The sequence below is a fragment of the Clostridium sp. UBA5712 genome (genome assembly GCF_002419845.1).
In the GTDB taxonomy this organism is placed as follows: domain Bacteria; phylum Bacillota; class Clostridia; order Clostridiales; family Clostridiaceae; genus Clostridium_J; species Clostridium_J sulfidigenes.
In genome coordinates this window covers 1-25495 of the sequence record NZ_DIGW01000017.1, presented here as the reverse complement: position 1 = coordinate 25495, position 25495 = coordinate 1, and the positions used below count along the sequence as shown (strand labels likewise).

Here is a 25495-nt window from a genome sequence, read left to right as displayed (position 1 = left end):
GACAATATTTTAAAATGTAATATATGTAAATTATTAACACTGACCTAGTACATAATAGTTGTAGGTCAGTGTTGATAATAAAATCGAATATGATATAATTATACTACTTATGAAAATCATTTTCAATTGAAGGAGAGAAAAATATGAAGAAATTAAAGGTTTTAGGAGCATTAACTTTGATAGTAGTTATGTTAACAGCATGTTCTAATAGAGAGTCAAAGAATAATGAAGAAAAGGACAACACAATAAATATTGTTACTTCCTTTTACGGTATGAAGGCTTTAACTGAGGAGATAGGGGGAGATAAGGTTAGCATAGAAAGTGTTATACCAGAAGGTAGTGAACCCCATGACTTCGACATTAAGGCTAAGGATATGAAGGCCATAGAAGAGGCTGATATATTCATTTATAATGGAGCTGGCATGGAATCGTGGATTGAGGATGTAGAAGCAGCTATCAGTGGGAAAGAACTAATAGTTGTAGAAGCTAGCAAAGGTGTGGAACTTATAAATGCTGATGAAGAAGATGAAGAAGACGGAGAACATGAAGGACATAATCATTCAGGCAAGGATCCTCATACTTGGCTTGGATTAAGTGAAGCAAAGATTCAAGGTGAAAATATTAAAAATGCTTTGGTAGAAAAGGATGCTAAAAATAAAGAGTATTATGAAGAAAACCTTAAGAAGTTTAATGAAAAAATAGATAGCATAATTAAGGAGTATAATCCAAAATTTAAAGAACTAGCTAATAAAAATTTTGTTACAGGTCATGCAACTTTTGGGTATTTATGTAGAGATTTTGGTCTTATACAAAAGAGTATAGAGGGGGTTTTTGCAGAAGGAGAACCATCACCAAAGGAATTACAAAATCTTATGGAATATTGTAAAGGGAATAATATAAAAACTATTTTTGTTGAAGAATTAATTAGTACTCAGCTTTCTGATACTTTAGCTAAAGAAGTGGGAGCGCAGACTAAACAAATATACACTCTACATAGTAACGAGGACGGAAAATCTTTTTCCGATGTTTTAAAATACAATGTAGAAACTATATACAGTGCTATGAATAATAAATAATTATATAATGCAAAATAAGGCGTGTACTTTATAGTATGCGCCTCTAATTTTCCATGAAAATAAACTTTAATGATGGTTGTAAATAAAGAACTATAGTATATAATAATTATATAATTTGCGAATAAAGGTTGAAAGGATTAAAAAACTATGGGAAAGAAGATTAGTACATGTAAATGTAATGAAGGACAGGAAAAATTAGTAGATGAATTAAAAAAAGTTATTAGTGATGAGAATAAGATAACAGAAAATATGTGTATAGGTGCATGTAATTTGTGTAGTCACAAATACATTGCCAGGGTAGATGGAGTACTTGTGGAGAATGAGAGTTTAGAAGAGGTTTTAGATTCTATTAAGGAAGAAGTCCATAGAATTTAATTTTAAAAATAAATTATCAATAAAAAATAATTAAATTTAATAAAATTGCATATAATATTATCACTTCTGATATATCACTATTGATAATATACTCATTACTGATATATAATAATAATAGAACAGATATAGGAGTGATAAATATGGAAAAAATAGCTTTAATTACTGACAGTGCTAGTGACATTACTAAGGATATAGTTGATAAGTATAATGTAAAGGTATTACCTTTTAAAATAATATATAGGGATAAGGAGTATAGTGATGGAGTAGATATTACATCAAAATATGTATATGATACTTTAGAAACTAATGCACCAACCACTTCATTACCATCCATGAGAGATATGGAGGAAATGTATGATGAATTAAAAAAAGAAGGATATACTCACGCAATAGTAGTAACAATTTCTTCAAAACTATCAGGGTTTAATAATGCCATTAAACTAATATCAGAGGATCATCCTGAAATTAAGACCTATGTTCATGATTCTAAGTCTATATCTAAGGGTGAAACTATACTTATTGAAGAGTCAGCCGAAATGATTAAACAAGGAAAAAGTTTTGATGAAATAGTATCAGAACTTCCTAAAATTACTGATAGAATAAATATATACTTTGTTATAGGAACCTTAGAATATCTTATAAGAGGGGGAAGAATTGGAAAGGTAGCTGGAACTATAGCTCAATTTTTAAATCTTAAACCAATTGTAAGTGTAGATAAGGAAGGTGAGTATTATACTTATGCAAAGGTTAGAGGAAGAAAACAATCTTTAAATAAAATTTATGATATTGTAGTATCAAAATTAAATGATAAAAAATATGATATTCATATAATGCATGGTGAAGCAGAGGCAGAGGCTATGACATTGCTAGATAAATTTAAAGTTCATAAAAATGCTAACTTCGTAAATTTCGGAGGTTATCTAAGTCCAGTATCAGGTGTTCATTCAGGACCAGGATTCATAGGAGTACTTATCTATGAAAAGGAGTAGGTTGATATGGTGGAGGATGAATTAGGGAGAGATATAAATGATATAAAAGCTGAAGAAAAGAAACTTTATGAAGAATATAAAAGAAAACTACAAGAGCTTAGAAAGGTAAAAACAGAAAATGAAGCAGTAGGTCAAGTGTTTACTAAAGGATTATTGCCAATATACACATTATATATATTGGTTCAGGGGCCTACTAATGGAAATGATATATCTCATCAAATAGGAAAGCGTACTAATGGATTTTGGATACCTAGTACAGGTGGAATATATCCATTGCTTAAAAAACTGGAGAAACAAGGATTTATTGAAGGTAGTTGGGATGAAGAAAAGAAGTCCCAGAAGATATATAGGATTACCAATAAAGGAATTGAAGAGTTTGAACATAAAAAAGAGTTATTAAAATCAAAGATAGAAGAGGCATTAGAAGTATTTAAGATAATAAAAAAAGATTTATATGATTAAAAAGTTCCATAAGCTTATTAGCTTATGGGACTTTTTCATTAGTATCACAGTGAAGCTATTTCAACATACAAAAGTTTCGTATTTCGAATTAAATATATTGAAATAAAAGGTAATTTCTTGTATTATATATGTGTAGTAGAAAATTAATTATTTCTAAAATTATAGGGGAGATTTATAATTTAGGGGGGGAAATATGGATAAAATTAAAGAACTATTAAAGTATGCAAAGAAATATAAGAAACGATATTTTATAGGGATATTTTTTCTTATACTAGTAGACTTTTTACAACTTGTTCCACCAAAAATTCTAGGTTTTTTAACAGATAGTTTTGCCTTAGGAAGTGCTAATAAAATTACTTTAGTTAAATCTATAGTATATATATTAGTTATAGCATCTGTTATAGCTATTGGAAGATTTATGTGGAGAATATATGTAAATGGTACTTCACGAAAAATAGAGTACGATATAAGAAGTAAATTTTTTAAGCATCTACAAGGGTTATCTTCTAATTTTTACAATGAAAGAAAAACTGGAGATTTAATGGCTTTAGCAACAAATGACTTGAATGCTGTAAGAATGGCACTAGGTCCCGGCGTTATTATGTTTTTTGATGCAGTAGTGTTGACTATTGCCACTATTGTTATTATGCTAACTATTAATGTACCACTTACCTTGTTATCATTAATCCCACTTCCTTTTGTAGCATTTGTATCTCAGAAATTTGGAAAAAGAATACACAGAAAATTCACAAAAGTACAAAGATGCTTTTCAAAACTTACAGATATAGTTCAAGAAAATTTTTCAGGGATTAGAATAGTTAAATCTTTTGTTCAAGAGGAAAGGGAATATGAAAAGTTCATAGAAGAGAATGATAAAAATTTTCAAGTAAATATGGAATTTATAAGAATTTGGGGAGTATTCTTTCCTTTGATAGAATTTATTTCATCCTTAAGCTTTGCATTACTAATAGTAGTGGGGGGAACTTTTGTAGTTTTGGGAAAAATATCTCTTGGGGACTTTGTGACCTTTAACATGTATCTTGGAAACTTAGTTTGGCCAATGATGGCTATAGGACAAGTAATTAATAATTTACAAAGAGGATTTGCATCCCTTGAAAGAATAGAAGAAGTCTTAAATACAAAACCTGATATAGTAGATTGTTGTACATCATATGTGGATAAATTACAAGGTGATATAGTTATAAAGGATTTAACTTTTAGCTATAATAATACAACAACACCAGCTCTTAAGAATATAAATTTAAGAGTAAAGCAAGGAGAAACTCTTGGGATTGTGGGTAAGACTGGAAGCAGTAAAAGTACTCTTATAAGTTTATTGCTTAAACTCTATAATGTGGAAGACGGAAAGATTTTTATAGGGGATAAAGATATAAATAGAATATCTTTAAATAGTCTTAGAACTAATATTGGGTTTGTATCACAGGATCCTTTTTTGTTTTCCACTAGCTTAGCTGAAAATATAGGACTTGCATTTCATGAAGTAGGCATTGAAAAAATACATGATGCAACTAAAAAGGCAGATATTTATGATAATATAATAGACTTTCCAAAGCAGTTTGAAACTATGGTAGGAGAAAGAGGAACAACTCTTTCAGGAGGTCAAAAACAAAGATGTTCTATAGCTAGAGCTCTTATTAAAGATCCTGATATCCTAATTTTAGATGATTGTTTATCAGCAGTAGATGCAAAAACTGAGGCTATAATTCTTGAAAATTTAAAAGATGTAATGAAGAAGAAAACTTCTATTATAGTATCTCATAGAATTTCAGCAATTAAAGATGCTCATAATATCATAGTTCTAGAACAAGGAGAAATTGTTCAAGAAGGAACACATGAAGAGCTTAAAAATATGCCAGGAATTTATAAAGATATATATGAAAAACAACAGATTGAGCAAGAAATTATGGAAGAGGAGGAGATATAATTATGGAAAACTTTAATCAGGAAGATGAAGTATTAGATAAGCAATATGACTCCCTTTTGATGAAAAGGCTCTTAAAATTTGCATTGCCATACAAAGGCTTAATGGGAATAGTAGTAATTATAATGTTTTTAGTGGTGTGCTTAGATTTGTCTGTTCCCTTCATAATAAAAAATGTTATAGATAATAATATTAATCCTTTAAGTGGAAAATATTCTATTATAGAAGAAGCTGAAAATAGTTCCATAGCCATAGGAGATAAATATGTAGTAAGGGGAGAAAGAGACGGAGCAATAAGCGCTTCAATAGTATATGATGAGAATAATGAACCCTATGTTATAGAGGGTGAACCAAGGAAAAACACAGCCTATGAAATATCAGGTGAAAAATTTTTTCAAGATAACAATGAATTTAAAGCTCATGAAATAACTATAAAAGATATAAAAGTATTAAGAACTAATGATTTAGATTTGATAAAGTGGAGTGCTATTATAATATTGCTAATTTATATAGTAATATTTATACTAAACTATATTCAAATTTATTTGTTACAGTATACTGGTCAAAAGATTATATATAATATAAGAGCTGCGATATTTAAGCATGTAGAGAGTTTATCATTATCTTTCTTTGATAAAAGTCCAGTTGGAAGATTAGTAACTAGAATTACAAATGATGTAGAAACCTTAAATGAAATGTACACATCTGTTTTAGTATATTTAATCAAAGATTTATTTCTTGTTAGTGGCATTGTAATTGCTATGTTTCTATTAGATATAAAATTAGGAATAGTATCAATTATAACCCTTCCATTAGTAGTTGCTTTAACCTTTATATTTAGAAAATATGATAGAGAAGCTTATAGGAAAGTAAGAACTAGATTATCTAGAATTAACTCTAATTTATCTGAAAATATAAGTGGTATGAAGACTGTGCAGATATTTGGAGTTGAAAGTAAGAAGTATAGTGAATTTGATGAAATTAATACATCATATTCCATAGCTGCAATGGAACAAATTAAAGTATTTGCTATATTTAGACCACTTATGGATATGACTTATCAATTAGCTCTATGCATATTAATTTGGGTTGGTGGTACAGCAGTTCTAAATTTAACAATAGAATTTGGAGTGTTATATGCATTTGTAATATATATACAAAAACTATTTCAACCAATATTTGATTTATCTGAGAAATTTGATATACTTCAGTCTTCTATGGCTTCCTCAGAGCGTATATTTATGTTATTAGATAATGATTCTATAATTAAAAACCCAAAGGAGCCTAAACATATAGGACGTGCTCAAGGAGATATTGAATTTAAAAATGTTTGGTTTGCCTACAATGATGAAGATTGGGTATTAAAAGATGTAAGCTTTAGAATTAGAAAAGGTGAAACGGTAGCCTTTGTTGGAGCAACGGGAGCAGGAAAAACCTCAATAATAAGTCTCATAACTAGACTTTATGATATTCAAAAGGGCGAAATCCTGATAGATGGAGTTAGTATTAAAGAAATGTCTAAGGACGAACTTAGAAAAAATGTAGCTACAGTGCTTCAAGATGTATTTTTATTTGCTGGTGATATAAAAGGAAATGTAAGATTAAATAATGAGAATATAACAGATGAAGAGATTGTAAAAGCATGTAAATATGTAAATGCAAATATATTTATTGAAAAGTTACCAGATAAATATAATGCTGAGGTTAATGAGAGAGGAACAACCTTTTCTCAAGGTGAGAGACAACTGATTGCATTTGCTAGAGCATTAGCTTTTAATCCGCCAATTTTAGTTTTAGATGAAGCTACAGCTAACATAGATACTGAAACAGAAAGTTTAATTCAAGATGCTCTAAATAAATTAACTAAAGGACGAACTACTATAGTAGTAGCACATAGATTGTCAACTATTAAAAATGCAGATAAAATTATTGTAATGCACAGGGGTAGGATACGTGAAATTGGAAGTCATTCAGAACTATTAGAGAAAAAAGGGCTTTATAACAATTTGTATAAATTACAATATGCAGGACAATAATTAAAGTAGGTAAATAAAAATTAAACGTAAAGGCTAGCTTGTGTGGGCTAGCTTTTACGTTAATGTGTAAAGATTAATTAATAAAGATTTAGGGACTAAAGAAACAAAATTTATATATTTAAATAACTTATTCCATCTAAAGGAATTAACATCTGTGGTGTTGGGAAATTAGTAACTAAACCAATCAAATAAAGAGTATAGTATTTATCTGATTTTAGATTTATATTGGGAACATATAACATATCAATATCTGTATTAGCTAATTTTAATAGCATAGTATATCTACCAATAGGTAGTTCAATATAATTTCTTATGTCCTTAAAGTTTACATTTTTATAAAGTACAGTACCATTAGAAAGAACTACATCTACAGGTGGAATGTTTTCAATAAACTGAGCAATTCTAATTTTAGCTTTACCATCAGTTGTAGAGGTTAACGGAGTTTCATCCACAGGGTATAAGCTTAACATTCTTCTTTGCATGTAAGCTACAATAGTAGTTACACTTTTGGGTGCTATAAAAATATCAACATCTGCCAAGGGAAAATCAGTATTATTAGCTCTATACACCTTTATGTTATAAGTTCCAGAAGGGAGTTTAATATAGGTTGTAAAATCTCTATACTCAAGATCAGGTATTGTTAGTTTATCATTTACATAAATATCTATATCAGGGGCTCTAGCTGCAATGTGAGCAACCCTAACATAGGCTGACATATTATCTTCAGAATTCATCATGTCATCTACTCTTGTAGGAATATTAAAGGGAACATTAATATATTGCATTATATACCTCATATAAAAATATTATCAAATATAGTATATGAAATATAATTAGGGAATGTTACAAAAGGGGATTCAATATAAAATCTAGTATATAATTATCCATAAATACCTTCATAATTACATACTAGATTTCTATTGGTTTTTATTATTTAAAACATATCTTTTTTTCTAAGATAGTAGGTAACGGCTAAAGTTATTAATCCTACAATTATACACATATACAGAAATCCATCAGAGGCGTTGAAAAAAGGTATTCCACCTACATTCATACCTAAAAGACCTGATATTAAAGTTGGAATAGAAATAACTATAGTTACAGATGTTAAGTATTTCATAACTTGGTTTTGATTATTAGAAATTATAGAAGCAAATACATCCATAGTACCAGTGAGGACATCACTATATATACTACACATTTCTATAGCTTGACGATTTTCTATCATAACATCATCTAAAATATCTCTATCCTCATCATATTTTGTAAGGATTTCCTGCTTTAAAAGTTTTTCTAAGGTTAAATCATTAGATTTCAAAGATGTAGAGAAATATACTAAGGACTTTTGAAGAGCAAATAATTGAATTAATTCTCTGTTTTTTAAAGATTTATAAAGGGTTTTTTCAACCAAAAGACTCTTTCTATTTATTTGTCTTAGGTATAATAAATAGTAATTTGATGCTCTATATAATATTTGAAGCATAAATCTGACCTTCTTAAAAGTATAAAATGAAGAGATTTTTTCAATGGTAAAATCTGATAATACAGGACTATTTTTAAGACATACAGTTATAATTACGCTTTCGGTATATATTATTGCTAGTGGATATGTATCGTAAGTTAATGAATTATCATCCATTTCAGTGAATGGAATATCTATAATTACAAGAGTAGCATTATTCTCAAATTCTATTCTTGAACCTTCTTCTTCATCTAATGCAGCTCTTATAAAATCTTGAGGAATATTAAGTTTTTGTGTAATTAAAAGAACTTCTTCATCGGATGGATTAATCATACTAATCCAAGAGCCATGTTCTATAGAATCGATTTCTGTGAGACGGCCCGAGGTATCACTTTTAAATATTGTAATCAATGTTATCACCTCATATAATAAAACTCATGAATATATTTTAACACTATATTTCTAATTGACAACTGTATATTTAAAAGTAATAATTATTATAGTACAAATAATTTAATTTATAATCATAATTTTGAAAAGTTAGAATTATAATATTAATATTAATGTTGTTATTGAAAATATAAATTTATGATAATATTAAATTATTGTATTTGTAGGAGGTCTTTTATGGCAATAGAAGAATTGCTATTCATAGCCTTAGCAGTTTCATTAGATGCTTTTGGTATTGCAATAGCTATTGGCTTAAATAGAGGGGCTAAGGCAAGACAAAAGTTTTCTTTTGCAATTTCTTTTGGATTTTTCCAATTTTTGTTTTCTATTTTAGGAGGATTTGGTGGTAAAATATTTACAGAGAATATTGCTTCCGTCCCTGCAGTTATGGGGGGAATAGTTATTGCAATAGTTGGTATACTTATGATAAAGGAAGGTATGATAGAAAAAGAAGAAAGTATTGTCATAACCTTTAAAATGTACTTCATTTTAGGGATATCTGTGAGCATTGATGCAATAGTAATTGGATTTATTGCTTTCTCAAGGATAGAAAGTATGGTAACCTTAACACTCTTTACTGCTATTGTTGGTATGATAACATTTTTTATGAGCATATTAGCATTTATAATAGCAAAGTATCTAAGAAAAATCCATATATTAAGAAAATATGCTGATTATATAGGAGGCATAATTTTGATATTATTTGGATTAAAGATGATTTTCTTTTAAGGAAAGGATGATTAAAATGATAGAAACATTAAAAAACTTAAAAAGCTTTGAGGCAATCAAATTTTTTAAAGAGATGAATGAAATACCAAGAGGTTCAGGAAATGAAAAGGCTGTTAGCGATTGGTTAGTTAAGTTTGCCAAGGACAGAAATTTAGAAGTTATACAAGATGAAGCACTAAATGTTATTATTAAGAAGCCAGCTACTAGTGGTTATGAAAATGCTCCAACAGTGATTTTACAAGGGCATATGGATATGGTTTGTGAAAAAAATCAAGGAACTGAACATGACTTTGAAAAAGATCCAATAGAATTTATTATAGACGGTGATTTTATAAAGGCTAATGGAACTACATTAGGAGCGGATAATGGTATTGCAGTAGCTTATGCTCTTGCAATTCTTGATAATAAAACAACAGCTCACCCTCCTATAGAAGTATTGATTACTACTGAAGAAGAAACAGGAATGGGTGGAGCTACAAATTTAAATCCAGAACATTTAAATGGAAGAATACTAATAAATATAGACTCTGAAGAAGAAGGAGTACTATTAGTAAGTTGTGCAGGAGGAGTTAGACTTAAGTTCTCTGTGCCAACAAATTATGAAAATATAGAAGGAAACTATAGTTCATTAGCTATTAAAATAAGAGGACTTAAAGGCGGACACTCTGGTATGGAAATTAAGAAAGAAAGAGGAAATGCCAATAAAATGATGGGTAGATTCTTAATGGATCTTAATTCAGTTGTAGACTTTAAACTAGCATCTTTAAATGGAGGAGCTAAAATGAATGCTATTCCAAGAGAAGCAGATGCTATTATAGCTGTAAGACCAGAAGATATAGTTAAAGTTGAAGGAAAAGTAAAAGAATGGTCATCTATATTTATAAATGAATTACAAGGTATAGATGATGATTTGAAATTAACCTATGAAATTACTAAGTCTGTAGATAAAGTATTCTGCGATGATACTAGACAGAAAGTAATAAGAACATTATTCTTATTACCAAATGGAGTTCAAACTATGAGTATGGCAATACCAGGGTTAGTACAGAGTTCTACCAATGTAGGTGTGGTAACTACTACTAGTGAAGCTGTAGAATTTGACAATGCAGTTAGAAGTTCAGTAGCTTCTTTAAAAAAATCAATTGTAGATCGAATGACAGTACTTGCAGAAATAATGAATTGTGTTATAGAACTTGAATCAGATTATCCTGAGTGGCAGTATAATCCAGATTCTAAAGTTAGAACTGTATTTGAACAAGTTTACGAAAATAAATTTGGTAATAAAGCAGAGATATCTGCAATTCATGCAGGACTTGAATGTGGATTAATTGGAGATAAATTTAATGGGAATATAGATCAGATTTCCTTTGGGCCAAATATTTTTGATGTTCACACACCGGATGAGCATGTAAGTATTTCTTCACTAGATAGAATGTATGATTACTTATTAAGTGTATTAGCAGAAATAAGATAGGAAGAACAAATGCTCCCCTTAAGGTAACGATAAATATTATCTTAAGGGGAGTTGTTTATTGTTGTATATTTATGGTTACTAAGGTATACTAAAATAGTTGTGTTTATGGGAAAAATCAATTGTTATTAGGAGAAATTTCAGATAGTTTCCATTTGCCAGACTTATGTTTTACCAAGTGAAGATTATAAGTCGTGGTTTTATATGGGCTTTTTCCTTCTATACCATTTACTTCTGCAATACATATATTACCATCTGAAAACTTAATGTTAAAGTCTTCTAAGGAATATAATTTATATTTATTAAAAATACCAGAAGTGGAATATTTTTTTATAGCATAATCTAAATTTTTACATTTAAAGTTAGTGTAACTAAAAATAATTATATAAATAGTAATTATAATAATTAAAGATATGAGGGAAAGAGTTTTGAATTTTTTAAGATTTTTTACAAGATTCATAATTCACACTCCTTTAAGGATATAATCAATTATAGCATTTAAAGTAATTTATGTAAATAAATTACAGAATATTAGGAGGGTATGATAATGGAATTTTCTGCTATTGTATTAATGGAAAAGGATAAAGAGACAAAATTTTTTACAAGAGAGCTTGGAAGCTATGAGGTTAATGAAGGTGCAGAATATATTACTAAACTATTTTATGATGGCGAAAAGGTAAATTTATATTTTGATACCAATAAAGATGTAGAGGAGTGGGAATTTTCAGCCATATATGATTTGTTCGATGATGAAAGTTTAACTGATTTGGTTGACTCTATAGAAATTTATGATGAGGAATTTAATCCCACATGGATTGTTACCTTTGATTATGATGAAGATCATAATGTGCTAAATAATAGATTAAACAATGTATGTACAAGAATTAAGGAAGCTTTAGAAAAAGTTTTTATTGATATAGAAGGAAAATGTGAGGAATATCAATAGTACATAATTGGGGGAGAATCATGAGATTAGAACATATATGTAGAGTTAATGAATCAGATATACTTGGTAAACATGTATATGGTGATGATGGAAGAATATTGTTAAAAGCTGGTATGAGTCTTAACAGTGTATACATAAAAAGACTTGAAGAGCTAGGAGTATATTATGTTTATCTTGAGGATGAACGATTAGAAGATATCGACGTAGTAGATGAGAAGCTAATAATACTAAAACAAGCCACTATTAAAAGTTTAAAGAACATATCAAGGGGTATAGGAAGTATAGTCGGTTCATGTGGAGATGAATATTTAGAAAATATGGATCAGTTATTGAATTATATAATGGAAATTGAAGATGTGAATAAGTGTTTAAATGATGTAAAAACTCATGATAACTACACATTTTTGCATAGTATAAATACTGGAATCATGTCAGTGTTTTTAGGAATGAGCCTTGGAATGAAAAAGTGGGCAGTGCGAGATTTGGGTATATGTGGAATGTTGCATGATGTAGGAAAAATAAAAGTGCCTGCAGGTATAATTAATAAAAATGGGAAGCTTTCTGATGAGGAGTTTGAAATCATGAAGAAACACCCAATTTATGGTGGAGAAATATTGAGTAAAAATTATAAAATTCCAGCTAGTGCAATTGAAGGAGTGGAGCAGCATCATGAAAAAATTAATGGAAAAGGATATCCCTATGGATTGCAAGGGGATCAAATTTCAAGATTTGGTAAGATCGTAGGAATATGCGATGTATATGATGCGGTAACTAGTAATAGAAGCTATAGAAAAAAATTTGAGCCTAATCAAGCTTATGAGCTTATACTTTCTGGATCAGGAAGTCAGTTTGATGAAAAATTAGTACGCACATTTAAAGAAACATTTTCAGTATATCCATTAGGATGTTGTGTTAAACTTTCTAATGGAGTAGAAGGGTATGTTATAAGTCAGAACAAAGGGTTCCCCGATAGGCCTATAATAAGAGTACTATATGATCATGAAACTAGAAAACCAGTAAAATTTTATGAAATTAATTTGTTGGAAAAAATTAATTTAATTATCCAATGTGTAATTTAATAAATATATGGATTGAGGGATGTACTGTTTTTAATTATGCTGTATAATTGAGGTATGTCCTTTTGGTTTTGATATAGAAATTTGGCGTATATATATTTTACCCGATGACTACCAGCTCTAATACTTTCATCTTCTTCAAGGTGGGGGCAAGGAGTTGCTACGTCCTTGGATAAGGATGTCTATTCAGAGGGAGTAAAAACCCCATCTGAAACAAGAAACTCTGTTTCTATTATGATTAAAGTACAGTTGGAGGTAAAGTAAAATGAAGATATCTAATATAAAGATTTCAATAACAGAAAAAGATTTATACAGTATTGTTGTAGATGTATTAAGAGACTATGTACCCGTTGAAGGACTTAAAATTGACAAAATATTAGTAGATAAAAATATTAATGTAGTTGGAAGTTATAAGCATAAAGTATCTATTCCTTTTTCTGTTGATATATCTATAAACAAAGTTGAGAATAATAAACTATATTTAAGTATAGATAAAATTAATGTAAAAAGTCTTAAAATATTTAAAGGCATTGTAAATGTGGCATTAAAAGTAATTAGCTCAAAAGTAGCTAATTTTGGCATAGAGTTTACTGATGATACGATAATTATAGATTTATACAAGTTATGTAAAGTTATACCGATGGTTGATTTTAAATTAGAAGATTTATCTATAATCCCATATGGTCTTGAAGCAGAGGTTAGTAATTTTAATTTTAAAAATGAAAATGATAAATCTAATGATAAAAATGAAGAAAAAAAAGAAGAAGTGCCAATTTCCAGTGTAGAATCTAATAAAAAAAATTTAGATAATCATAAAGAGTATACTTATAGAAGGTTTAGAAAAGAATTTAAAGAAAGATTTTCTGCAAAATATGAAAAGATGTATCCCTATGTAGTGATGATACCAGATATAATTGCTTTATTTATGAGGTTATATAAGGACAAAAGAGTAGTAAAAGAGGTAAAGTTTAATATATCTATTGCTTTAGGATATCTTTTGTTTCCTTTAGATATATTACCAGATACATTACCTATTATAGGTAAGATTGATGATTTAGCAGTTACATTCTTTATACTTCAAAAGGTGCTTTGTGATATTCCAGAAGAAATAATTCTTGATAATTGGGAAGGCCAGAGCAATATTATAGAGGTTTCTAGAGAAGCTATGACTTTACTAAATGACAAGTTTGGAGCAAAAGAAATAAGAAAGATGGTAGATGTAGTAAGAATATCTATAAAAAAGTCTATAGTATTTTTTACTAAATAAATCTACGTTTAAGGTAGGGGTTATTATGGCAACTAAATATTATGCGATAAAAAAAGGAAGAGATTTTAATAATAATGTAGACGTTAATAATATTATTGTTAAAAGTTGGAGTGAGTGTCTTTCCTATGTAAAAGGAGCGAAAGGTGCTATATATAAGAGTTTTTTAACAGAAAAAGAGGCAAAAGATTATTTAGATAATAGTTCAGAATTAAAGAAAGGTGTGGACAACTATCCTTTAGATGTGCCTCATATATATGTTGATGGAAGCTATAACATATCTACAGAAGAGTTTGGATATGGGGTACTTGTAGTTGAAAAGGATATAATTACATATGTCAACTATGGTGGAGGCAAGAATAATCAGTGCAATCAAAGGCAAGTAAATGGAGAGCTGAAGGCTGCTATAAATGGTGTAAAATATGCATTAGATAATAACTATAGAGAAATAGTATTATTTTATGATTATGCTGGAGTCTGTCAACATGCAACAGGCGCATGGGAGAGAAATACAGTTTTATCAAAGGAATACTATGAAGTTATTAACAAGTTAAAAAAAGAAGGTAATATAAACATTATATTTGTTAAGGTAGATAGTCATACTAATGATTTATATAATGATATTGCAGATGAGTTGGCAAAAAGTGGTGCTGGGGTAGAATTTGATTCTGTAGTAGATAAAGCTGTTGAAAATAATACTTTAAGGGTTGCTACTAGTGACGTTAAAAATAAACTTTCTAAAATTATTAAGAAAAATATTAGTAACGTTATGTCTCTAGATGTTCATAGTAATATAGGAATTGAAGATAAATATCACATTACCAGAATAATAGAACACTTAAATAGTATAGATATAAATGAGAGAGAAAAATATTTAAAATGTGTACCTATAGAGGTTAAGGATAAAATTATATTAGAATTAATTCAAAACTTAAAATAAATTAATTATAGGCATATAAATTAGAAATATGTGCATCCTATAAACATACTTAAGATCTACTAATTATGAATAAGTAAATATTATTGTAACCTAAAATATTTATTTATATGGAAAATTCTATGGAATTCCAGGTGGATAAGTATACAATGAGAAGGGATGTGTATTTTATGAAAATGTTATTAAAGATTATGGTGTTGATAGCAAGTTTAGCCTTAGCTGTTAATTACGTAATGCCTTCAATGGATGGAAGAACTAAAAGAAAATTAAGGAAAAAGGCTAAGAGATTTCAACATAGAGCTGAAGATATGTTTAATAAAGCAATGGTTCCTTTAAGATAACTAGAGCAGATTTTCTGCTCTAGTTATCTTTATTTTAAATAAAGTTTAATATAATACAATAAAACTGATTAAATTAACGCACATTTAATAAAAATTTAAGACATTTATTTTTGTGTATTTTGTTTGTTTATGATACAATATAGGGGTATAATTATCTGAAGTAATTAGGAAGCATTTGCTAAGAGAAGAGGATGAATTTATGGAAATTTTATCTTTAGGAGAAAAAATAAAAAAAAGGAGAAAGGAGCTTGATTTAACTCTAAAAAATCTGGCTGGAGATAGAATAACTGCTGGTCAAATAAGTTTAATTGAATCAGGTAAATCTAATCCTAGCATGGACTTGTTAGAATATTTAGCAGGTGCATTAAAAGTTTCGGTAGAACACCTTATGGAGACTGAAGAAACACAAGCAGGCAAGATTTGTATATACTATCAAAATATCGCGGAATCTAATATATTAAATAATAATTTGGAGATAGCTTGGAAGGCATTAGAAGATTCATTTTTATATATTGAAAAATATGATCTTGAATTAAATATGGCAACTAATTTGTATTTAAAAGCCTTAATACATGAAAAGAAAAAAGAATATGATGAAGCTCAGGAGTTACTACTTTCAGCTAATAATATATATATTAAATATAATTGTAGTGACGAAATTATTAAAGTATTTATGCTTCTAGGCAAAATTACTCTTGAACTTGATGCATATCATTCTGCATATAGCTATTTTCAACAAGCAGAGAAGGTGTTTGAAGAAAGTGATGTATATAATGAAGTTGCTATGGGTAAGGTTTATTATTACATAAGCAAAACTCTTAATAAAATGGGAATTGATAAAGAAGCAATAGAGTATATGAAATATGCTGAAGAAAAACTTTTAAAACTAAAGGATTCGAGGAACTATGGAGAATCATTTATGAAGATTGGACAAGTAAGGTTTAAAGAGGGTAACTTAAACCAGGCTATTGCATACACTGAAAAAAGTTTGAATCTCTTTAGAACTAGACAACAAAGTATTTTAATTACAGATTTAATGTCAGGGTTAGGAGAAATGTTTTCAGAATATGGATATGTAGACAGGTCCTTTGAATATCTTTTAGATGCTAAAGCTATTAAAGAAAGGCTTTCTGAGGAATCTACTGTTAATACTTTAATGTTGATTTGTAATAACTATATAAAATTAAAAGATGAAATAAATGCAAAAAAGGTACTAGAACAGATAGTATCTAATATGCAAAATTTAAGTGTAACAGATTGTACTTTAATGTACAAGTACCATATTCTTAAATATAAAATTGAGTTACTAGAGAAGAAGTATGAAGAAGCAGAAAGAACTTTAATAGATGCTTTAAACTATACAGAAAAAATGAATTATCATAAGGAAAGTGCTGAAATTGCTATTGCCTTAGGAAAATTCTACATGGACTTAGGAAGAGAAGAAGAAGCTGGAAAATATTTAGATGAAGGGGTTAAGATTCTTGAAGAAACAAAATGCTTAACGGATTTTTAAAAATGGGGGATAACTATGGAAATATTATCGGCTGGAGAAAAAATAAAGAGGACCAGAATATATAAAGGTCTAACTTTAAAAGATATATGTGAAGATAAAATTTCCGTTTCTAAAATGAGTTGTATAGAAAACAATAAGGTTGATCCAGAAGATTGGATTCTAGAAATTATTGTAGATAAGCTTGGATTAGATATGGAGTATTTAAAACATGGTGTAAGAGAACAGATAGAAGCAAATATTGAAAAATTTAATTCTATGACGCCATTAATTTCTTTAGAAGATGTACTATACAATGTAGATTATGCAGAAAAGTATCACTATTACGATTTGAGTTGTAAACTATTTCAAATACTATTTGAATACTATTTGAATCACGGTATGTCAGCAGAATTAAGTACTACTATACCTAGATATTATAATTCTTGTCAAAAGTCTAAAGATGAAATTTTACATATTAATTATTATATGTATATAGCAAAATATTTATATACTAATGGTGAATGCTCTCAAGCGGGTAGTTATATATCAACAGTAAGGAAGAAACTTATTGAATTAGATAAAAAAGACTCAGTAGAATATATAAAGGCAACTTATAATCAAGTAGTAATTTATATAATGTGTAATAATATAATTAAAGCAAAAAAAGTTAGTGAAGATTTAAAGGAAATACTTTCATTTAATAAAAATGAGTATGTAAATGCAGAAATATATAAAGTGCTAGCTATTATAGAAATTTATTTAGGTGGCGATGAAGTTAAATACTATGAAGAGCAAGCTTTAAAAAGATATGATAACTTGCTAGATAAAAAAGCAAGAGCGTATTATGATCTTGCAAAAGCTATGTTTGAAAATGGAATTAAAGACGAGGCTTTAGACTATGTAGAAAGGGCATTGAGTGAATATCCAAGAAGTGATAAAGAGCAGCTATGTGAATTTTTAATTGATGGGGTTAAAAGTTTGATAGAGTATGGTTACTACGATTTAGTGTTAAACTATATAGAAGAAGTCCTAGATTTATCTATTGAACTAGAGCTTGTTCCCATAATGGAAAAAGCATACTACTATAAAGCCATGATATTCGAAAGGAAGAAGAATTATATAATGGCTGAAACGTATATGATGCTTTCTTTAGATGCTCTGATGAAATATGGAACTAAGAGTGAAATATGTAAAAGGTATATGAAGATAGGTACCATGTATCATGATATGGGAAATGTTAATGATTCAATAAAATATTTTAGTTTGGCCTTTAAGATGGATAAAAGTTTTTATTAGTTAGTAATTTTATTTATCAGGATTTAATATGAAAATAGGTTGTTGCAAAATGATTTTTAATCACTTTGAAACAACCTATTTTTATTTTATAAATCTTTTTATAATATGATCTTTAGCTTTAATTTCGAAGGAATCATTTAAAGGGGAAAGTTCAACTTCATCATACTTATTTTTTATGGCTAAAGATAAAAGTCTATCTGTAAGCTCGGGGTTTTTAGATAGTAGGCTTCCATGAAAATAAGTGCAGAAGGTATTTTTATAAACACAACCTTCTTTTTTATCTTCACCATTGTTACCGAATCCGTATTTCACTATACCAAGAGGTTTTAAATCACCAATGTAAGTTTTACCTGAATGATTTTCAAATCCTACGTAGGTTTCATTAAAGAATTCATTATATATAATTGAATTGCCTATTAATCTTTCATTAGAAGCTTTGGTATAAATATCTAATATACCCAATCCTTCTAAAATCTCACCTGTAGAAGTTTCGTAGGTTTTTCCTAAAAGTTGATATCCTCCACATATGCATATAAATACTTTTCCAGATTCTATATAATCGGTAATCCCTTGTTTCTTAGTTTCTACTAAGTCTTTAGAAACTATGGACTGTTCATAATCTTGACCACCTCCGAAGAACACTATATCAAAATCTTCAGGGTTAAATGCATCACCTATTGATACGTTTCTTATTATAACATTTATTCCTCTTTTCTCAGCCCTATGTTTAAGAATTAGAATATTTCCAATATCACCATAAACATTCAATAAATCAGGATATAAATGACATATATTAATTTCCATAAACTCACCTTAACCTTACCAAATTTTATTTATATAGCCTTTACTGTGCAATAACTTTCTAAGATGTAACATAGCAGTATATGTAACAAGTACATATGTGGTTTCTGCTTCAGCACTTATTATATTATTTATAAGCTCATCATCGGATTCGCAGATTTTAAAGTTTTCTTCTTTAAGATTAGCAATCTTTAGTCTTACAGCCATATCATAAAGACGTATACCAGAGATTATAATATCATTTATTTCTAGTGAATTTAATTTTTCAAAATCTACATCCCATATCCATGAAACATCTGTACCATCGGCATAATTATCATTTAACATCAATACTAAATTTATAGGTTTATTATTAAGAAGCAAAGTGTTTATAGCTTGGTTATAACCAGCAGGATTTTTTACAAGAATTATTTTTACTTCTTTTCCATTTATATTTAGACTCTCTTGCCTTCCAAAAGTGCTCTTTTGGTTTTGTAAAGATGCTTTAATTGAAGTTGATTCTATACCCAATTCTAGTGTTACAGATAATGCGCAAATAGCATTATATATGTTATATTCTCCAGATTGATTTATAAAGTAACTTTCTTCATTAACAACAACTTCTGAGCCTTCGGTAGTTAAAGCTGCTACTTCATCAATATGATATTTAAGTTCAGGTCTTTCATACCCACAATTTGCACAAAAGTATTTTCCTAGATGATTGTAAGTAATAAATTCGTAACTATAAGGAGTCTTACAGAATTTACAGAACTTGCTGTCTGCATTTACATTTAAAACTGTATTTTCTTTAATAGGAACATTAAAGCCATAGTAAACTACAGGATTATTGGCATCAATTTTACCTAGTAGAGATTCATCGCCATTTAGAACAAGTAGAGATTGAGGAGATTTATGTATTCCTTCTAAAATTTTATTATAAGTAGTATGTACCTCTCCATATCTATCTAACTGATCTCTAAATAGATTAGTTACAGTAATTATTTCAGGTTTTATATATTCTGTTATGAATTTAAGGTAAGCCTCATCTACTTCGATAACTGCGTACATATCTTTATTCTTATTAGAAAGTTTGAAATTAGAAATGAAAGACGCAACTATTCCAGTATTCATATTAGCTCCAGTATTATTTGTTATAGCATTTTTACCGGCTTTATTAAGAATATTATAAATCATGCTAGTGGTTGTAGTTTTACCGTTAGTACCTGTGATTAAAATTACTTTATAACCTTTAGCAACTGTTGATAATATACTTCTGTCTAAGGCTAAAGCGACTTTGCCAGGAAAGTTTGAACCCCCTTTGAATAATTTGGTACTTAATTTTAATATAATTTTTGAAGTGACTATAGCTATAAATGAATTTATCTTAATTTTTCACACATCCTTTAAATATTTCTCAGAGTTATTTTAATAAATTAATTTAAGTATTTATAAGTATATCAATTTTATATTATAACATATATCTACATTAATGACATCATTCTAAATTGAAAATGAAAGGATGATTTTAAATATTAATTTAGATTTAAAAAAATATTAAAAGTTAGCAAAATTCGATAAAAGTGATGTACTATATACCGTTACAATATTTAAAATGCAGTATAATGAAGTTCGACTTGCAATAATTCTGAATAAAATATGATTTAATAAAGAAAAATAAAATATTTGTTGCATTTTTATAAAAAAGTAGTATTATAATATTAGGAAATTAAAAAATGTGTTACATTAATTCCTAGAAGATATTTGGGGGTAGTAAAATGGATTTTAACTTAAATAATTTAAAAATTAATACTAATAAGGAAATTTATAGAAATTTAAGCTATGCTGAGTTAGTTTCTCATGCTATTAAAAATGAAGAAGGAATTCTTGCTAATAGTGGAGCTTTTGTTGTAAAAACAGGAAAGTATACAGGAAGATCTCCTAAAGATAGATTTATCGTAAGACAAGAAAGTGTAAATGATTTAATTAACTGGGGAGAGGTTAACTTACCTATAGAAGAAGAAATTTTCAATAATTTATATTCACAAGTTATAGATTATTTATCTACTAAGAATTTATATGTATTTGATGGTTATGTTGGAGCAATGAAAGAGTATAGCATGAATATAAGAGTTGTCAATGAATTGGCATCACAAGCTCTAATGTCTAATCAATTATTTAGAAGATATGAAAAAGAACAATTAGAAAGTTTTAAACCTGAGTTTAATGTAATTGTAGCACCAGGTTTTAAAGCTAAAGGAAAAGAGGATGGAGTAAACTCTGAAGCCTTTATAATAATTAATTTTGAAAAGAAGATTGTTTTAATAGGTGGAAGTCAATATTCTGGAGAGATTAAGAAATCAATATTCTCTATAATGAACTTCTTATTACCTAAAAAGGGTGTATTCCCTATGCACTGTTCAGCTAATATCGGAGAAGATGGCGATACTGCTGTATTCTTTGGACTTTCTGGAACTGGAAAGACGACTTTATCTGCAGATCCGGATAGAAAATTAATTGGTGATGATGAACATGGTTGGTGTAATGAAGGTGTATTTAACTTTGAGGGTGGGTGCTATGCAAAAACTATCAAGTTAGATAAAGAAAAGGAAAGAGAAATTTATAACGCTTTAAAATTTGGTGCATTACTAGAAAATGTAGTTTTAGATGAGAGTAATAGACCAATGTTTGATGATGATTCATTAACTGAAAATACAAGAGGAGCATATCCTATAGATTTTATCGAAAATGTTGAAATAAGTGGAGTTGGTGGAAATCCTAATACAGTAGTATTCTTAACTGCAGATGCTTTTGGTGTAATACCACCAATATCTAAATTATCTAAAGAAGCTGCTATGTATCACTTTATGTCTGGATATACTAGTAAGCTAGCTGGTACAGAAAGAGGAATAACTAAACCAAAAGCTACATTCTCTGCTTGTTTTGGTGAACCTTTTATGCTTATGAAACCAGAAGTATATGCTAAACTATTAGGAGAAAGAATTATAAAAAATAATACAGAAGTATATCTTGTTAACACTGGATGGTCTGGTGGAGAATATGGTGTAGGTAAAAGAATGAATTTATCTTATACTAGAGCTATGGTTAAGGCTGCTATAGAAGGCAATTTAAGAAATGCTGAATTCGAAAAGGATGAAAACTTTAATGTTCTTATACCTAAAGAGGTTCCAAATGTACCATCTGAAATATTAAAACCTAAAAATACTTGGGAAGACAAAAAAGAGTATGATAAGAAAGTGTACGAGCTTGTTAAACAATTCCGTGAAAACTTTAAAAAATTTGATAGCGTAAGTGAAGATATATTGAAGGCAGCACCTGGATGTAATAAATAGTGATTATAAAGAAGAGAAACTCAGATTAAAATGAGTTTCTTTTCTTTATATAGAGATAGAATAATTTAAAGAATGAAAATTTGTCATGAAGTATAGAAAACTTTTATTTTATTGGAAAAAAGTTTATAATAGAATATAAATATAACAATATGCAGATGTAAAGGGGAGTAATGGGTTGAAAGCTAGAAAAAGAAAAAATATAGGATTAGGTGTTTTAGTTATAATATTAAGTGTTGTAGGATTTTGGATGTTTAGTCAAAGAGACAAAGAACATGATTATACTGCTAAAGTAGAAAAATGGGATAATTTATATTCAGGAAATAATATAAAGTTTTATTACATTGATAGTACTGTAGCGGAAATAGCTACCCTAAAAAGTAAATATAAAGTAGAGACTTTAGTTAGTGAAAATACTAGTGAAATTATGAAATGTGTAGATATAAACAAATGGTTAGATGAAAAAGGAGAAATAACCCTTTCAGATATGGATACTAACAAAGATGGAGAAGAGCTTTTAAAAATTCTAATGTCGGGTAAAAAAGTTTCACAAAAGGATTATAATACAGTGCTTCAAGAATTGTTATCTTCAATAGGTATAAAGGTTAGAGTTGGAGAATATAGATTAAATGGAAACTACTCTGTATTAGAAGTATGGGATTCTAATTTTAATAAGTGGATAATGTTTGATGTGGTTACAGGTGGATATTTTAAAGAGGGTAATGAACCTTTAAGTGCCATTGAGGTTTTAAAGAAAGATTTATCGCAGCTTAAGGTTAGCGGTAGTGAAGATGGAGTTTTAGATAAAAAGTCTATAAAGCTATTAAATAACCATCTAGGTACTTACAGTATAAGAATTGATAACAGTAAATATGAGGGATCTATAATAAACTCATATATAACATATGTAAAAGATGTTATGGATGCTCAATTAGAAACTTCTAAAGGTTATATTCCACCAACTATATTTGTAGATAATGAATCTTTATTTAATATTAATCCTTATGAAGAAAAAGTGAATAATGAGTTAGATAAAATTCCTACTATTATATTTGCGAAAACTAATGTAAAGGAAGATGATGATAACTATATAAAATTTACCTTAGGAGCATTTATGAATAGTTTAATGGTTGAGGAGTTTTATGTTAGAGTAAATAATGGAGATTTTATTAAGGTTGACACCTATTATAATTTATCTATAGAAAAAGGTGTTACAACTATAGAAATTTCATTAGACGGTACTAATCCCTTACGACAGGTGGTTATAAAGAAATAGAAGAAAGGGGAAAAGAGAAAACTAGGGACGTAGATTACATTACCTTTCCACAAGCTTTGTGTGCAGGAATATAATTGTTGATTTTTACAATTTTGAGGTAATAGTTACTTAACTTATATATAATATAAAAATAAAATAAATAAGTTAAGTATTTGTAAATATAAGACGTTTAAATGAATAATATAGGGATTATATAAATGTGTAATAAGCATTTATGTATTACAATTAAAATACTATACCATAAAAGTGCTGTATATTAACTTATTTGGTATGAATAATAAAGTGATATAATCTAAAAAGTATATCACTTTATTGATTTTTTACAATAGTCAGAAATTTGACATAATATATAAAGAAAATTATAATATAGCTAGTTATAAATTGATATTACCATTTGGCATGTGGAGGGTATGTATGAAAGAAATCAAACGTTATTTAGAGACAAGAGAAGGGGAATATAGTTTTTATTTTGCAGATTTAAAAAGCGATTATACTTATGGGTTTAATGAAGATCTTAAAATGGTAGCTGCTGGTTGTATTAAACTTCCTATTGCTATGGCAGTAATGAAAGAAGTGGAATCTACTAATATATTTTTAGATCAATTAGTAACAATAACAAATGATGATAAGGTTTCGGGATCTTTTGGTATTATACATGAATTAGAAGGTAGACAATATAGTATTAAAGAGTTAATAGTTGCAATGCTTATCCAAAGTGATAATACAGCAGCGTGTAAACTTATAAACACTATAGGCAAAGATAGGATAAACAGTATCATTCATGATATGGGGTTAACATCTACATTTATAAAAAAATATCCATCAGGTGAAAAAGAAGACTTCGATAATGAAAATATAACTACAAGCTATGATCTATGTAAAGGTTTAGCACTATTAAGCAAGGGGAAAGTGTTAAATGGAGAACATAGTAAATTTATCTTAGAAGTTATTAGGAGGAATCAATTAACCACAGGGATATCATTTTATTGGCCTAAAGATTTTAAAGTTAAAACGGCACATAAAGCAGGAAGTTTAGAAAAAATAGAAAATGATATTGTGTTATTAAATTTAGAAAAAGGTGATTTTGTATTTGTTGTTATGTCAAGAAATTTACCATCTAATGTTTATGGAGTTAGTTCTTTAGCAAGAGTTGGGAAAATGATGTTTGATATTATTGATAAGGATTGGAATTAATATAATATCTCTAAGTTGAAGAGCGTGGATTTTGTCCACGCTCTTCAACTTGATATTAAATTATTAAAATTTCGCAATGTAATTTTAAAGAAAAAGGCAAAGTTAAGTTTGATTTTTAAACTTATAATCATTAGAAATCAAGGAACACTGAAATCGTTGGTAACAATATTGCCTGGTGTATCAGTAATAGAATTATATAGCTATTATAAGGAAATAAAAGAAATATGTATTTCTTTTAACATAATGCGGTTATTATAAAAAAACAAGCTATCATATCATGATAAGATAAGTCTTGTCGCTGAGAGATGCGGCAGAAAACAACAAGAAATTAAGAGGAAAACTTCTTAAAAAAATGTTGACAGATAAGAGATTATCTAGTAAAATGGTAAGAGTCGTCGGAAGTAATCGANNACAAGTCAGCGAAAAAAGAGCAATTCAAGCTCGATTTAAAAGTTAGAATGAGAGTAATGCAAAGGAAACTCAACTAAGGTTGAGTAAGATATTGCACGAAATTAAAATTTCTAGCACTATCTTAAATTGAGAGTTTGATCCTG

23 protein-coding genes are annotated in these 25495 nt (G+C 28.4%); 18 read left to right on the top strand and 5 right to left on the bottom strand.

The window, feature by feature from the left end; all coding sequences use genetic code 11:
• The first annotated feature begins 143 nt into the window (after window positions 1-143).
• The 6 genes from B3B03_RS16045 (at window position 144) to B3B03_RS16020 (ending at window position 6880) form a co-directional block, all read left to right on the top strand.
• On the top strand, window positions 144-1076 hold the full coding sequence (locus B3B03_RS16045) for a metal ABC transporter solute-binding protein, Zn/Mn family (protein ID WP_346877818.1): 933 nt from the start codon (window positions 144-146) through the stop codon (window positions 1074-1076).
• A gap of 147 nt (window positions 1077-1223) precedes the next feature.
• The gene (locus B3B03_RS16040; protein WP_346877817.1) at window positions 1224-1451 is read left to right on the top strand and encodes a DUF1450 domain-containing protein; all 228 of its coding nucleotides are present in this window, start codon (window positions 1224-1226) and stop codon (window positions 1449-1451) included.
• Between the two features lie 140 nt (window positions 1452-1591).
• Complete coding sequence (locus tag B3B03_RS16035; protein WP_346877816.1) at window positions 1592-2440, top strand: DegV family protein; 849 nt, start codon at window positions 1592-1594, stop codon at window positions 2438-2440.
• Window positions 2441-2446: 6 nt separating this feature from the next.
• The gene (locus tag B3B03_RS16030; RefSeq protein ID WP_346849224.1) at window positions 2447-2902 is read left to right on the top strand and encodes a PadR family transcriptional regulator; all 456 of its coding nucleotides are present in this window, start codon (window positions 2447-2449) and stop codon (window positions 2900-2902) included.
• A gap of 193 nt (window positions 2903-3095) precedes the next feature.
• A complete protein-coding gene (locus tag B3B03_RS16025) occupies window positions 3096-4847 on the top strand; it encodes an ABC transporter ATP-binding protein (RefSeq protein WP_346877815.1) in 1752 nt (583 codons plus the stop codon).
• Between the two features lie 2 nt (window positions 4848-4849).
• On the top strand, window positions 4850-6880 hold the full coding sequence (locus B3B03_RS16020) for an ABC transporter ATP-binding protein (RefSeq protein ID WP_346877814.1): 2031 nt from the start codon (window positions 4850-4852) through the stop codon (window positions 6878-6880).
• Between the two features lie 110 nt (window positions 6881-6990).
• On the opposite strand, the gene B3B03_RS16015 is transcribed toward B3B03_RS16020, so the two are convergent.
• Complete coding sequence (locus B3B03_RS16015) at window positions 6991-7665, bottom strand: DUF4397 domain-containing protein (protein WP_346849221.1); 675 nt, start codon at window positions 7663-7665, stop codon at window positions 6991-6993.
• Window positions 7666-7814: 149 nt separating this feature from the next.
• Entirely contained in the window at window positions 7815-8753 is a 939-nt protein-coding gene (locus B3B03_RS16010) for a magnesium transporter CorA family protein (protein WP_035135590.1), read from the bottom strand.
• Between the two features lie 216 nt (window positions 8754-8969).
• Between B3B03_RS16010 and B3B03_RS16005 the strand changes: the two genes are divergently transcribed.
• Together B3B03_RS16005 and B3B03_RS16000 are read left to right on the top strand one after the other, a co-directional pair.
• A complete protein-coding gene (locus B3B03_RS16005) occupies window positions 8970-9521 on the top strand; it encodes a manganese efflux pump MntP family protein (protein ID WP_035135592.1) in 552 nt (183 codons plus the stop codon).
• A gap of 19 nt (window positions 9522-9540) precedes the next feature.
• Window positions 9541-10995, top strand: a complete 1455-nt coding sequence (locus B3B03_RS16000; protein WP_414632270.1) for an aminoacyl-histidine dipeptidase — start codon at window positions 9541-9543, stop codon at window positions 10993-10995.
• Window positions 10996-11110: 115 nt separating this feature from the next.
• Here B3B03_RS16000 and B3B03_RS15995 read toward each other — a convergent pair whose 3' ends face one another.
• Window positions 11111-11452, bottom strand: a complete 342-nt coding sequence (locus tag B3B03_RS15995; RefSeq protein WP_346849219.1) for a hypothetical protein — start codon at window positions 11450-11452, stop codon at window positions 11111-11113.
• An 87-nt stretch (window positions 11453-11539) separates the two neighbouring features.
• Between B3B03_RS15995 and B3B03_RS15990 the strand changes: the two genes are divergently transcribed.
• The 7 genes from B3B03_RS15990 (at window position 11540) to B3B03_RS15960 (ending at window position 18344) form a co-directional block, all read left to right on the top strand.
• On the top strand, window positions 11540-11938 hold the full coding sequence (locus B3B03_RS15990) for a DUF6762 family protein (RefSeq protein WP_346849218.1): 399 nt from the start codon (window positions 11540-11542) through the stop codon (window positions 11936-11938).
• A gap of 20 nt (window positions 11939-11958) precedes the next feature.
• Window positions 11959-13017 carry an HD-GYP domain-containing protein gene (locus tag B3B03_RS15985; protein WP_346849217.1) on the top strand — a complete coding sequence of 353 codons (1059 nt, stop codon included), beginning with the start codon at window positions 11959-11961 and terminating at the stop codon, window positions 13015-13017.
• Window positions 13018-13279: 262 nt separating this feature from the next.
• Entirely contained in the window at window positions 13280-14281 is a 1002-nt protein-coding gene (locus tag B3B03_RS15980) for a YkvA family protein (protein ID WP_346849216.1), read from the top strand.
• A 25-nt stretch (window positions 14282-14306) separates the two neighbouring features.
• Window positions 14307-15218, top strand: coding sequence for a viroplasmin family protein (locus tag B3B03_RS15975; protein WP_346849215.1), 912 nt, complete (start codon window positions 14307-14309; stop codon window positions 15216-15218).
• A 167-nt stretch (window positions 15219-15385) separates the two neighbouring features.
• Complete coding sequence (locus B3B03_RS15970) at window positions 15386-15556, top strand: hypothetical protein (protein ID WP_156964390.1); 171 nt, start codon at window positions 15386-15388, stop codon at window positions 15554-15556.
• A 199-nt stretch (window positions 15557-15755) separates the two neighbouring features.
• Window positions 15756-17069 (top strand): helix-turn-helix transcriptional regulator, encoded by a 1314-nt coding sequence (locus tag B3B03_RS15965; RefSeq protein ID WP_346849214.1) that lies wholly within the window; start codon window positions 15756-15758, stop codon window positions 17067-17069.
• A gap of 15 nt (window positions 17070-17084) precedes the next feature.
• Window positions 17085-18344: an XRE family transcriptional regulator gene (locus tag B3B03_RS15960; protein ID WP_346849213.1), complete on the top strand. Its 1260-nt coding sequence runs from the start codon at window positions 17085-17087 to the stop codon at window positions 18342-18344.
• Between the two features lie 81 nt (window positions 18345-18425).
• On the opposite strand, the gene B3B03_RS15955 is transcribed toward B3B03_RS15960, so the two are convergent.
• A complete protein-coding gene (locus B3B03_RS15955; RefSeq protein WP_346849212.1) occupies window positions 18426-19148 on the bottom strand; it encodes a type 1 glutamine amidotransferase in 723 nt (240 codons plus the stop codon).
• 15 nt (window positions 19149-19163) lie between these two features.
• On the bottom strand, window positions 19164-20513 hold the full coding sequence (locus B3B03_RS15950; protein WP_346878005.1) for a Mur ligase family protein: 1350 nt from the start codon (window positions 20511-20513) through the stop codon (window positions 19164-19166).
• A 386-nt stretch (window positions 20514-20899) separates the two neighbouring features.
• Between B3B03_RS15950 and pckA the strand changes: the two genes are divergently transcribed.
• The 3 genes from pckA (at window position 20900) to B3B03_RS15935 (ending at window position 24941) form a co-directional block, all read left to right on the top strand.
• Window positions 20900-22474 carry a phosphoenolpyruvate carboxykinase (ATP) gene (pckA, locus tag B3B03_RS15945; RefSeq protein WP_346877813.1) on the top strand — a complete coding sequence of 525 codons (1575 nt, stop codon included), beginning with the start codon at window positions 20900-20902 and terminating at the stop codon, window positions 22472-22474.
• 175 nt (window positions 22475-22649) lie between these two features.
• The gene (locus B3B03_RS15940) at window positions 22650-23747 is read left to right on the top strand and encodes a hypothetical protein (protein ID WP_346877812.1); all 1098 of its coding nucleotides are present in this window, start codon (window positions 22650-22652) and stop codon (window positions 23745-23747) included.
• A 414-nt stretch (window positions 23748-24161) separates the two neighbouring features.
• Window positions 24162-24941 carry a serine hydrolase gene (locus tag B3B03_RS15935; RefSeq protein WP_346849209.1) on the top strand — a complete coding sequence of 260 codons (780 nt, stop codon included), beginning with the start codon at window positions 24162-24164 and terminating at the stop codon, window positions 24939-24941.
• Window positions 24942-25495 lie beyond the last annotated feature (554 nt).

Bases quoted from the DNA above. Each gene is read 5' to 3' on its own strand.
- B3B03_RS16020 (WP_346877814.1), top strand. From the start codon at position 4,850: ATGGAAAACTTTAATCAGGAAGATGAAGTATTAGATAAGCAATATGAC.
- B3B03_RS16035 (WP_346877816.1), top strand. From the start codon at position 1,592: ATGGAAAAAATAGCTTTAATTACTGACAGTGCTAGTGACATTACTAAG.
- B3B03_RS16045 (WP_346877818.1), top strand. From the start codon at position 144: ATGAAGAAATTAAAGGTTTTAGGAGCATTAACTTTGATAGTAGTTATG.
- pckA (WP_346877813.1), top strand. From the start codon at position 20,900: ATGGATTTTAACTTAAATAATTTAAAAATTAATACTAATAAGGAAATT.
- B3B03_RS15990 (WP_346849218.1), top strand. From the start codon at position 11,540: ATGGAATTTTCTGCTATTGTATTAATGGAAAAGGATAAAGAGACAAAA.
- B3B03_RS15980 (WP_346849216.1), top strand. From the start codon at position 13,280: ATGAAGATATCTAATATAAAGATTTCAATAACAGAAAAAGATTTATAC.
- B3B03_RS15995 (WP_346849219.1), bottom strand. From the start codon at position 11,452: ATGAATCTTGTAAAAAATCTTAAAAAATTCAAAACTCTTTCCCTCATA.
- B3B03_RS16005 (WP_035135592.1), top strand. From the start codon at position 8,970: ATGGCAATAGAAGAATTGCTATTCATAGCCTTAGCAGTTTCATTAGAT.
- B3B03_RS16030 (WP_346849224.1), top strand. From the start codon at position 2,447: ATGGTGGAGGATGAATTAGGGAGAGATATAAATGATATAAAAGCTGAA.
- B3B03_RS16025 (WP_346877815.1), top strand. From the start codon at position 3,096: ATGGATAAAATTAAAGAACTATTAAAGTATGCAAAGAAATATAAGAAA.
- B3B03_RS16040 (WP_346877817.1), top strand. From the start codon at position 1,224: ATGGGAAAGAAGATTAGTACATGTAAATGTAATGAAGGACAGGAAAAA.
- B3B03_RS15955 (WP_346849212.1), bottom strand. From the start codon at position 19,148: ATGGAAATTAATATATGTCATTTATATCCTGATTTATTGAATGTTTAT.
- B3B03_RS15975 (WP_346849215.1), top strand. From the start codon at position 14,307: ATGGCAACTAAATATTATGCGATAAAAAAAGGAAGAGATTTTAATAAT.
- B3B03_RS15985 (WP_346849217.1), top strand. From the start codon at position 11,959: ATGAGATTAGAACATATATGTAGAGTTAATGAATCAGATATACTTGGT.
- B3B03_RS15970 (WP_156964390.1), top strand. From the start codon at position 15,386: ATGAAAATGTTATTAAAGATTATGGTGTTGATAGCAAGTTTAGCCTTA.
- B3B03_RS15965 (WP_346849214.1), top strand. From the start codon at position 15,756: ATGGAAATTTTATCTTTAGGAGAAAAAATAAAAAAAAGGAGAAAGGAG.
- B3B03_RS15935 (WP_346849209.1), top strand. From the start codon at position 24,162: ATGAAAGAAATCAAACGTTATTTAGAGACAAGAGAAGGGGAATATAGT.
- B3B03_RS15960 (WP_346849213.1), top strand. From the start codon at position 17,085: ATGGAAATATTATCGGCTGGAGAAAAAATAAAGAGGACCAGAATATAT.
- B3B03_RS16015 (WP_346849221.1), bottom strand. From the start codon at position 7,665: ATGCAATATATTAATGTTCCCTTTAATATTCCTACAAGAGTAGATGAC.